This window comes from Asticcacaulis sp. (assembly GCF_027484505.1).
GTDB lineage: Bacteria > Pseudomonadota > Alphaproteobacteria > Caulobacterales > Caulobacteraceae > Asticcacaulis.
Map to the genome: position 1 here is coordinate 1 of NZ_JAIXSV010000164.1, position 9,912 is coordinate 9,912.

Genomic DNA, 9,912 nt, shown 5'->3' on the forward strand with positions numbered 1-9,912 from the left:
ATTTCGGGAAGCTGATGCTGTGGGTGCGTCGCGCTTCGATCGCCGCCGTGATGGGCGCTGCCCTGACCTATGCCCTGTGGGTGCCGCCGGGGCAGCAACTGGCGGTCATCGGGCAGATCGCCTTCGCCGCCATCGCGCAGTTTACGCCGGCCCTGCTTCTGGCCGTCAACGGCAAGGCGCGCGATGCCGCGGCCATTCAGGCCGGGCTTTTGGCCGGGCTGATCGTGTGGACCTATACCCTGTTCTGGCCGACCATCGCTTCGCCGCAGTGGCTTGAAGGCGCGGCCCTGACCCTGTTCAATCCGCAGGGCCTGTTCGGCATAAAGGCTCTGTGGCCCGACCTCAATCCGCTGGTACACGGGGTGGTGGCCTCGCTGGGCGCCAATGCCGCCGCCTGGGGGCTGGCCTCGGCCTTCGGGCGCACGCGTCCGGGGTTTGGCCTGCGCCTGACGCCCGCCGTTAAGCAGGGAGCGGTGCACAGTCTGGGGCAACTGACCACGCTCACCGCGCGCTTTGCCGGGCCTGAAGCGGTTGCCGAAGCCTTTGGCCGCATACAGGACCACGCCCCCATCGACCGCGCTGCCGTGCGCCGGGCCGAACGACTGATTGCCGGAGTGGTCGGCGCGCCTTCGGCCCACGCCATCGTCTCGTCCGCCCTGTCCGGCACGGCGATCAGTGTCGATGAGGTGGCGCGCCTGCTCGACCGGTCGGGCCAGAGCCTGCAATTTTCGCGCGGCCTTCTGGCGGCGACGCTGGAAAACATCGATCCCGGCGTCAGCGTGGTCGATCAGAACCTGCGGCTGGTGGCGTGGAACACGCGCTATCTGGAGCTGTTTCAGTATCCGCCGGAGCTGGTGCGGGTCGGCACGCCGGTGGCCGAGCTGATCCGCTTCAATGCCGAACGCGGCGAATGCGGGCCGGGCGAGGTCGAAAGCCATGTCGCCCGCCGGCTCGATCACATGCGACGCGGTACGCACCATGCTTTTCAGCGGCGGCGCAATGACGGGCGGGTGATCCGCACGGTCGGTGGCCCCATGCCCGGCGGCGGCTATGTCATGTGCTTTACCGATGTGACGGGCGAGGCCGACGCCTTGTCAGCGCTGGAAACGGCGCGCGCCGAGCTGGAAAGCCGCGTGGAGCGCCGGACCGCCGAGTTGCGTCTGGTCAATTCGGCTCTGGCGCGGGCGACCGAAGAAAAGACACGCTTTCTGGCGGCGGCCAGCCATGACCTGCTGCAACCGCTGCACGCTGCGCGCCTGTTTACCGCGGCTCTGGCTGAGGAGACGCACGGCGAGGCGCGGGCGCTGGTCGATAATGTCGAACGCTCGATCGAAGCGGCGGATGCCCTGCTGAAATCCCTGCTCGATATCTCCAAGCTCGATGCCGGGGGCGTGACGCCGCGCCCGGTGCGCTTCGACCTGTCGGTTCTGGCGCGCGATCTGAGCCTGATCTTCACGCCGCTGGCCGCTGAAAAGGGGCTGAGCCTGCGCCTGATCGCGCCGTCGGTCTGGGTGGAGACCGACCGCAACCTGCTGCGCTCGATCCTGCAAAACTTCCTGTCCAATGCCGTGCGCTACACAAAAACCGGCGGCGTGCTGCTGGTGCTGCGACCCCGCGCAGACCGCGTGCGGATCGAGGTCTATGATACCGGCGTCGGCATTGCCGAGGCCGATCAGGACCGTATTTTCCGTGAATTTGAGCGGTTGGGCGTATCGGGTGAGGCCGGAGTCGGTCTGGGTCTGGCCATTGTCGAGCGCACGGCGCGGCTTCTGGGGCTGCGCGTCGAGCTAAGGTCGCGGCTGGGGCGCGGCAGCCGTTTTGCCGTGACCCTGCCGTGTGTTGAGGCGGTGGAGGCCGTGACGGCGGGACCGGTGGCCATTAACGCCCCGGCACGGCTCGTGCTGATCGTTGATGATGAGCCGGCGGTGCGCGAAGCCATGTCGGCGCTTCTGACACAGTGGGGGTGTGAGGTGCAGGCGGTGGATGACACGCAGGCGGCCCTCAGTCAGGCCGAAACCGCCGACTGCGCCCTGATCGACTATAACCTGAGCGAGGGTCAGGACGGTCTGTCGCTGATCCGGCGCTTGCGGACGCGTAAGCCTGACCTGCGCGTCGCCCTGATTACCGCTGACCGCGACCCGGCGACCGAGGCGGCGGCGGAAGCTGCCGGAGTGCCGCTGTTCGCCAAGCCGGCGGAGCCCAAAACCCTGCGGCAGTGGTTGGGGGTTTAACCTTCGATGCCGATGCCCAGAGCGCGGGCGGCCAGCACCGCCTGAGTACGGTTTTGCACATCCAGCTTACGCATGATGGCGGTCATATGGGCCTTGACCGTAGCTTCTGAAATGCTGAGATCATAGGCGATCTGCTTGTTGAGGCGTCCGGCCAGCACGCCCAGCAGGACGCGCAACTGCGTCGGGGTCAGGTCGGCGACCTTGGCGGCCACCGTATCGACCTCCGGATCGGCGGGCGGCGTGTCGCTGATGCGGCCTTCCAGAGCGTCGCTGATGGCTTCTTGCATGCGCGGCAGGGGCTGATCCTTGCCGATAAACCCCACGGCCCCGAAGCGCCGGGCCTCGCGCGCTGCCTTTTCGGCTTCGGCGGCGGAAACTACCAGCACGGGCACGTGCGGCACCTCGGCGTGCAGCAGGGCGACGCCGGAAAAGCCCTCGGCACCGGGCATGCGCAGATCGAGCAGGACCAGTTTGAGGTTGGCGGCCTGACGCACGGCCTCCAGCGCCGCATCCAGCGTACCGGCTTCGATGATATGGGCGTCCGGGCGGACCTTGCGGGCCGCCAGTATCAGGGCCTGACGAAAGAGCGGGTGATCATCGGCGACCAGAATGGAGGGTGCCGAAACGGGAAGGGGCATACTCAAGACGAAACCTCCGGCCGCATTCTTTTTATTATTGAAAATGCTGGCGTGCCCAATTTGTACCCTTGGCGCTGTCATGTCCAGACCCAAGTGCGGCCATGGGTCGCATTAAGTACCTTCATTCGACCAAGGTCTGAACGACCAAGGTCGGGGGCCGTCTCGACCAAGGTCGCCCTTCAATTTCGGCCTCCCCGGCCTGATCCTCTGTCTCACCGCTGCCCACCCGGACTACCAAAAAGGGCAAACCAAAAAGCGGGGAGGTTCACATGCGATATACCCTGATCGGCCTGACCTCTGCGGTCGGGCTGGCGCTGGCGGCTGGCCCTGTCAGCGCGCAACAGACCGCGTCTTCTGAGACGGCGGCGCTCGAACAGAGGCTGGCGGCGATGGAGGGCGAGATGAGCCGTCTGCGCGCCGAACTGGCCGGGCTGAAGGCCGAAAAGGCCACGCCGTCCGTCCCGGCCCAATCCGCCCAGACCACACCCGTCCAGACCACCGGGCCTGCGTTACGCTATGGCGGTTTTCTCAAGACCAATGCCCTGTTCAGCCGCTACGATTCCGGCGATCTGGCCTCCGGATCCCTGGGGCGCGACTTCTACCTGCCGGCGTACATCCCCGTGGGGGGGACGCGCGAACACAGCGACGCCGATTTTATCGCCAAACAGACGCGCCTGACCGTGTCGATGGACAGCGGATCGGGCCTGGGCGGCTATGTCGAGGCCGATTTTCAGACGACGCCCGGCGGCGGCAGCGAACGCACCACCAATGGTTACAATCTGGCGCTGCGCCGCGCCTATATCACCTACGGACGCTGGCTGTTCGGGCAGGACTGGACGACGTTTCAGAACGTCGCCGCCCTGCCGGAAAGCACGGACTTTGTCGGCCCCACCGAAGGCACGGTCTTCGTGCGTCAGCCGCAGGTGCGCTACACGCTGCCGCTGAGCGGCGGCTACAGTCTGGCCGTGGCGCTGGAAAATCCCGAAACGGCGTCGATCACACCCGCGGTGGCGACCCTGATCGAAAACGACGATGACCGCCTGCCCGACGTGACAGCGCGCCTCAGCCTCAAAAAGCCTTATGGCGATTTCGCTGTGGCTTTGGTGGCGCGGCAACTGGCCGTTGACAATGGCGCGGTCGGTGCCACCGCGTCGGGTTACGGGCTCAGCCTGTCGGGCCGGGTGCCGTTCGGTACAAGGGCGCGCCATGATCTGCGCTTTATGCTGACTGGCGGGGAGGGGATCGGGCGCTATGTCGGGCTCAACTTCGCCCCCGATGTCGTCTATGCCGGGACGCCGGGCGCGAAGATGGAGACGGTTGGCGTCACCTCCGGCTTTGCGGCGGTCAAGCTGGGCTGGACGCCGCGCCTGCGTTCGATCTTTGCGGCTTCCTTCCTGAGCGCCGACTATCCCGTCGGCAGCCCCGCTTTGGCGTCGAAATCGGCGCAAAGTCTGGCCGCCAACCTGTTTTTCACGCCGGTCAGGGGGCTCGATCTCGGCATCGAGCTGCGCACCGGCAAGCGTGAATTGGTGAATGGCCAGAGCGGACGGCTCGACCGCCTCGAACTGGCGGCGAAATACGCCTATTGAGTTCGGGCGCATTGACCCCGGCCCGCTGCGGTGCTTAGGCTCACCCCTTCGTTTTTGCCTGAGTACCCGCATGGCCGCTTCTGCCTCCGCCTCCGTTCCGTCTGTCACCGGTTTGTCTTCTGGCCTGTCTTCCGGTTTGACCAGTAACCACTGGCTGATCGGCATCGGCGGCATTCTCACCCTGCTGCTGATTGCCGTTCTGGTCTCGGCCGATCGCAAGGCCATCCGGCTGCGCATGGTGGCCTGTGCCTTTGCGCTTCAGGTGCTGATCGGCGTGCTGGTCCTGCACACCAGTTGGGGCAAGGCGGGGGTTCAGGCCATTGCGCACGGCGTCGAAGCCCTGATGGGCTATTCCAAAGGCGCCATTGACATGCTGTTCGGCGGGCTGGTCAATGTGCCGGGCGGGGCGGGCTTCGCCATCAATGTCCTGCCGGTGATCGTCTTCTTCGCGGCGCTGGCTTCGGTGCTTTATTACCTGAAAATCATGCAGTTGATCATCAAGGTGATCGGCGGCGGCTTAGGCTTTATCATCGGCATCAGCCGCGTCGAAGCGCTGGCGGCCGCGGCCAATGTGTTGGTCGGGCAAAGCGAATCGCCGCTGGTCGTGAGGCCCTATCTGGCAGGCCTGACTAAGGCGCAACTGTTTGCCATCATGGCCTCCGGCATGGCCGGTGTGGCGGGCACCATTCTGGCCGCTTACGCGCAGATCGGCATCAAGATTGACTACCTGCTGGCCGCCAGCTTCATGTCGGCCCCCGGTGGGCTGTTGATGGCCAAGATCATCATTCCGGACCCCAAAGGGGCGGTGATCCATTCACCGGAACCGATCATGGAAGACGCCGACCACCACCCCAAAAGCCTGCTGGCGGCCATTTCCGACGGCGTGCAGGACGGTCTGAAAATCGCCATTTCGGTGGGCGGCATGGTGCTGGCCTTTGTGGCCCTGATCGCGCTGGTCAACGGTATTCTGGGCGGCATAGGTGGCCTGTTTGGTTATCCGGACGTGACGCTTCAGGGGATGCTGGGCTTTGTCTTTGCGCCGATCATGTTCCTGATTAATATCCCGTGGAACGAGGCGGTAACGGCGGGCGGTCTGTTCGGCGAAAAGCTGATCATGAACGAATTTGTCGCCTATCTGCACCTGATGGGCGAAGGCGGGCAGCTCTCGCCACGCTCCACCGCCATTATGAGCTTCGCCCTGTGTGGCTTCGCCAATCTGTCTTCGATCGCGATCCAACTGGCGGTGATCGGCGGTCTGGCCCCTAATCAACGTGATATGATTGTCAAGCTGGGGCCAAGGGCGCTTCTGGCCGCTACCTTAGCCAATCTGATGAACGCGGCGATTGCGGGGCTTTTGCTGTTCCATTAGTCCGCCTCTGCGGCAAAGACATTATGCGGAATTTATAAATGGCCGATAAGGCTGTTATCTCACTCGGTTTTTATTCGCGCTAATCTGCGGTTCAGACACCTTGATACCGTCGGATTGTTGCTATGCGTTTTGCCCTCTGTCTCCTGTCGCTTGTGCTTGTAGCCTGTTCGCCCAAGCCCGACACCTCGACCCCCACCGAAGTGGAAGCATCCGCTTCCAGCGCCGCCTCAACCAGCGCCTCAAAAGCCGCCGATGTCGCTGCCGGCTATGTCGGGCGCTGGACGGGTCCGGAGGCCACGTCGCTTGAGGTCGTGGCGCGTCAGCACGATTACGAGGTGACGCTGAGCGGTACGACCACACCGGGCGTTTTCACGGGTACGGTCAATGGCAATGCCATGCAGATCGAGCGCAACGGGGAAACCCAGCTCATCCGCCATACGACGGGGGCCAAAACCGGCGTCAAATATCTGGCGGACAAGCTGGATTGCGTCTCTGTCTCGAACGGTGAAGGCTATTGCCGGGATTAATTTCCTCACATCTGTTGTGGAAATGCGGCCGATCGGTTAGGCAGGGCGCGACTTAAGCTAAAAAAGGAGCCCCGCCATGTCCGATGAAGAACTGATCGTAAAGGACGCCAACGGCGCGCGTCTGGCGGATGGCGACAACGTCACCCTGATCAAGGACCTTAAGGTCAAGGGATCGGGCGGTGTGACGCTGAAGCGCGGGACGCTGATCAAGAATATCCGCCTGACCTATGACGAAGACGAAATCGAGTGCAACCACGAGAAGGTGCGCGGCCTCGTCCTGCGCACCGAGTTCGTCAAAAAGGCCTAATACCCAGAGTCATTGAAAATGACTCTGGGTATGCCTTTCGATAATGTCTCATGTCGCTGACGCAGGTGAGACATTATCGAGTTTTCAACGGCCGGATGCGGTCAGCATCTTCGGCCGTTGGTATGAGTCCCCCTTTTGTGAGGCGGCGGGCGTGAACATTATCCTTCTGGCGAGCGTATAAATAGCGTTTCAACGAAGGGAGAGTCACATGGCCCGCACCATCACCCCTACGGATTCCGTCAGCACCGGTCGTGTCCCCGCCGCCGGGTGGCTCCTGTTGCTGCTTGGTCTGGCGCAGATTTTCAGCGGTCAGGTGCCCGAATGGCTGGGCATCGGCCGCAGCGTCGCCGAACAGTCGGCGCTGACCTCACACCCGTTGGTGCCACTGGGGCCAGCCTTTGCCATCTGGGGCGTTATCTATCTGTGGGCTCTGGTCGGTGCCGTGTGGGCCATTCGTCACGCAGACAATGCGGCGCTGAAAGTCGCCTGGCCGCATACGGCGGTGATCTGGACCCTCAATACCGTGTGGTCGATCTGGGTGCCCATCCACGGCATTGACTGGGTGAGCTTTGGTATCATCAGCGTCTCACTGACGTCGGGTCTGATCGGGCTGATGCGCTTGAAGCAACTGAGCCTAAGCAAAAGTGAAACGGGCTTTGTCGTCGCGCCTCTGGCTCTGGTGACCGGCTGGATTTCAGCCGCGACGGTGGTCAACTTCACCTCGGCATTGGTGGCCGCCGGTCTTCAGCCCGACCCGCGTCAGGTCATGGTGTCACTGGGCTTCCTGCTGGGCCTGATCGCCTTTGCGGGCCTTATGCTGCGCCTGACGCGCTCGCGTATCTACGCCGTGCCACTGGTCTGGGCGCTGGGCTGGATTGCCGCCGCCAATGTGCAGCGTCAGGACGAGCCGCTGATGGCCTTTACGGCGGTCATCGGCATCGGCCTGATACTGGCACTGACCCTGACCGTCAGGCGCCGGAGCGCCTGAGGCCGAACAGGGGCCGCAACAGGGGCACGGCGCGAACGATCAGATAGGTCAGGACGCAACCGCCGACGGTTATCGCCACCAGAAGGGAGAATTCCAATCCGATGGGCAGGTCAACCTTGGCCAGATGATAGGCCGCCACGACGATCAGGGTCTGATGCACAATATAGAAGGGAAAGACGGCTTCGGTCAGGGAGCGCCGCAGAGGACCGTCGGCGGTGGACAGGTGCTGACGGGCGAAACCGAGCAGAGCCAGAACGGCAAACCACGCCTGTGCCTCACGCGCCCCGCGCAGCACGAACAGGACCCACGGGGGCAGTTCGCCGCTGGACCACAGGCTCATCGGCATGAAGACAGCATAGGCGACAGCGGCTATGCACAGCCACAGCCAGCGCCAGCGACGGGTCGTTTCAAACACCGCGTCTGAGCGCCCCACCATCGCCCCCAACAGGAACAGGAAGCCGTAAAGGGCATGGAGATAAAAATCGTCCGTCAGGGCATGGGTGTCGCCAAACACCGGGAAAAGAGTGGCGCGCAGCCCCCAAAGGACCAGCCAAGGTCCCAGGACGAAGGTCCATACGGGCCAGTCCCCTTTGACCCGCTTCAGCAGCGGCCAGATCAGAGCCAGAACCGTTGAATAGACCAGCAGATAGGCGACGAACCACATATGGTTCCAGGTCGGCACGCGCAGGCAGTCTTCGCCATCGCACCAGCCGCTGTAGCCGCTGATATATTTGAGATAAAATTCGCTGTAACTATCGGTGTAGGCCAGAATTTGCCCCAGACGCACGGCATCCAGCAGCTCATAATAGGCTTGTGGCGGAACGATCACAAAGATGGCGAAGACCAACGGCCAGAACAGGCGATGAAAACGTGACAGGGCAAAGCGCCGGGCGGACAACTTGTCGAGCATAAAGCGCGCCCCCACCCCCGAAATAAAGAACAGAAGGTCCAGTCGCCACGGATTGGTCAGCAGCATCAGCGGTTCCGCCCACTCCGAGGTGCGCGGGCTTTTGACGTGCCAGTCCCAGGTCACGTAGAACATGCCGATATGATAAAGGATCAGCAGACCGAAGGCGATAATACGCAGCCAGTCGAGATCGTAACGGCGGGTAAGAGGTGCGGATGTCATGTGGTGTTTCCCCGAAAACTGTGCCACGCTTAAGCCGGAGACCTGGGGCCGGGCCATGCCTAAGCCTTGAGCGGACAAACGACTGGGACGAACGGGGAGCGGCCTGTGACAAGCGGGGAAGCGGTAGGGACGAGCGGTGAGGGTGGCGCGTACCTCGATCGATTGGGCCGAATCTATATCGCGGTTGCCCTTCTGGTAGGGCTGAGTTGCGCCGTCAATATCGGTTCGGTGCTGATCGAAAATCCGCCGGACGAGCGGCATTTCAAACTTTGGGAACCCTTCGTGTGGGAAACGAGCAGCGCGGGGATGACCCTGGCCGGGCTGTGGGCGTGGGTGCTGATCTATTATCGCTTCCCACTGGCCCGCGTCGGGCGATGGCGCTTTGTCGCCATGCAACTGGGTGGTTTTCTCGGCTATACGCTGTCGCACGTCGGCGGCATGGTAGCCTTGCGTGAACTGGCCTACGCGCTGGATGGCCGCGACTACGATTTCAGTCAGGGGGACCTGTGGCTGCGCGTCATCTATGAGGCGCGTAAAGACGCGCTCGGCTACCTGTTGATGCTGGCCATTATCTGGGTGGATGACCGTTTCAGCCGACAGGCCCAAGTCGCCCCGTCCGCCCGGCGCAAGCTGGAAATCCGCGATGGAGGCCGCACGGTTTTTGTCGATCCGGCGGAGGTCCTGTGGATCGAAGCCGCCGGCAACTATGTTGAGGTGCATACGGCGGACAAGGTGTGGCTGACGCGCGGCGTCTTGACGGCTTGGGAAGCGCAACTGGCTGAGGCCGGGTTTTTACGGGTCCACCGCTCGCGGCTGGTCAACCGCCAGCATATACAGGCTATCGAACCGGTGCCGTCCGGAGACGTCCGTATTCGCCTGACTGACGACCGCCAGATCGTCGGCAGTCGGCGCTATAAGGCGGCATTGTAAATAAATCAGCCCCGTCAGGTGAACTGACGGGGCTGTCGGCGCTGGTTATCTGTTGCTTTTCAGCGCCGCCCGGACACCCTCGGCATAGTCCGGGTGGATGCGTTCGAAGTGGCTCAACGCCCGTTCGATGATGACGTCGGGCACCCCGGCCATGGAGGCGGCGATGTTGGCAAACAGCCGCGATTTCTGCCCGTCGTCGAACAG

General features: G+C 63.2%; 10 protein-coding genes. 7 read left to right on the plus strand and 3 right to left on the minus strand.

Annotated elements, in window-relative coordinates:
• A partial coding sequence (locus Q0072_RS10430) for a PAS domain-containing hybrid sensor histidine kinase/response regulator (protein WP_298329478.1) occupies nt 1-2,231 on the plus strand: 2,231 nt, incomplete at its 5' end.
• Here Q0072_RS10430 and Q0072_RS10435 read toward each other — a convergent pair.
• Nucleotides 2,228-2,869 (minus strand): response regulator transcription factor, encoded by a 642-nt coding sequence (locus Q0072_RS10435; RefSeq protein WP_298329500.1) that lies wholly within the window; start codon nt 2,867-2,869, stop codon nt 2,228-2,230. The two genes, Q0072_RS10430 and Q0072_RS10435, sit on opposite strands and share 4 nt — an antisense overlap.
• Nucleotides 2,870-3,138: 269 nt before the next feature.
• Here Q0072_RS10435 and Q0072_RS10440 point away from each other — a divergent pair, with 269 nt between their 5' ends.
• The 5 genes from Q0072_RS10440 (at nt 3,139) to Q0072_RS10460 (ending at nt 7,649) form a co-directional block, all read left to right on the plus strand.
• Entirely contained in the window at nt 3,139-4,458 is a 1,320-nt protein-coding gene (locus Q0072_RS10440) for a DcaP family trimeric outer membrane transporter (protein ID WP_298329480.1), read from the plus strand.
• Between the two features lie 70 nt (nt 4,459-4,528).
• Complete coding sequence (locus tag Q0072_RS10445; RefSeq protein ID WP_298329482.1) at nt 4,529-5,827, plus strand: nucleoside transporter C-terminal domain-containing protein; 1,299 nt, start codon at nt 4,529-4,531, stop codon at nt 5,825-5,827.
• Nucleotides 5,828-5,949: 122 nt separating this feature from the next.
• Entirely contained in the window at nt 5,950-6,354 is a 405-nt protein-coding gene (locus Q0072_RS10450; protein ID WP_298329485.1) for a hypothetical protein, read from the plus strand.
• Between the two features lie 76 nt (nt 6,355-6,430).
• Nucleotides 6,431-6,661: an alkylphosphonate utilization protein gene (locus Q0072_RS10455; RefSeq protein WP_013478955.1), complete on the plus strand. Its 231-nt coding sequence runs from the start codon at nt 6,431-6,433 to the stop codon at nt 6,659-6,661.
• Between the two features lie 208 nt (nt 6,662-6,869).
• Entirely contained in the window at nt 6,870-7,649 is a 780-nt protein-coding gene (locus tag Q0072_RS10460) for a hypothetical protein (RefSeq protein ID WP_298329489.1), read from the plus strand.
• Here the strand turns inward: Q0072_RS10460 and Q0072_RS10465 are convergent.
• Nucleotides 7,630-8,778, minus strand: coding sequence for an acyltransferase family protein (locus Q0072_RS10465; protein WP_298329492.1), 1,149 nt, complete (start codon nt 8,776-8,778; stop codon nt 7,630-7,632). The two genes, Q0072_RS10460 and Q0072_RS10465, sit on opposite strands and share 20 nt — an antisense overlap.
• A gap of 105 nt (nt 8,779-8,883) precedes the next feature.
• Between Q0072_RS10465 and Q0072_RS10470 the strand changes: the two genes are divergently transcribed.
• Nucleotides 8,884-9,708 (plus strand): LytTR family DNA-binding domain-containing protein, encoded by an 825-nt coding sequence (locus tag Q0072_RS10470; RefSeq protein ID WP_298329497.1) that lies wholly within the window; start codon nt 8,884-8,886, stop codon nt 9,706-9,708.
• 45 nt (nt 9,709-9,753) lie between these two features.
• Here Q0072_RS10470 and Q0072_RS10475 read toward each other — a convergent pair whose 3' ends face one another.
• On the minus strand, nt 9,754-9,912 hold the full coding sequence (locus Q0072_RS10475) for a catalase-related domain-containing protein (protein ID WP_298329503.1): 159 nt from the start codon (nt 9,910-9,912) through the stop codon (nt 9,754-9,756).

Bases quoted from the DNA above. Each gene is read 5' to 3' on its own strand.
- Q0072_RS10440 (WP_298329480.1), top strand. From the start codon at position 3,139: ATGCGATATACCCTGATCGGCCTGACCTCTGCGGTCGGGCTGGCGCTG.
- Q0072_RS10450 (WP_298329485.1), top strand. From the start codon at position 5,950: ATGCGTTTTGCCCTCTGTCTCCTGTCGCTTGTGCTTGTAGCCTGTTCG.
- Q0072_RS10465 (WP_298329492.1), bottom strand. From the start codon at position 8,778: ATGACATCCGCACCTCTTACCCGCCGTTACGATCTCGACTGGCTGCGT.
- Q0072_RS10445 (WP_298329482.1), top strand. From the start codon at position 4,529: ATGGCCGCTTCTGCCTCCGCCTCCGTTCCGTCTGTCACCGGTTTGTCT.
- Q0072_RS10435 (WP_298329500.1), bottom strand. From the start codon at position 2,869: ATGCCCCTTCCCGTTTCGGCACCCTCCATTCTGGTCGCCGATGATCAC.
- Q0072_RS10455 (WP_013478955.1), top strand. From the start codon at position 6,431: ATGTCCGATGAAGAACTGATCGTAAAGGACGCCAACGGCGCGCGTCTG.
- Q0072_RS10460 (WP_298329489.1), top strand. From the start codon at position 6,870: ATGGCCCGCACCATCACCCCTACGGATTCCGTCAGCACCGGTCGTGTC.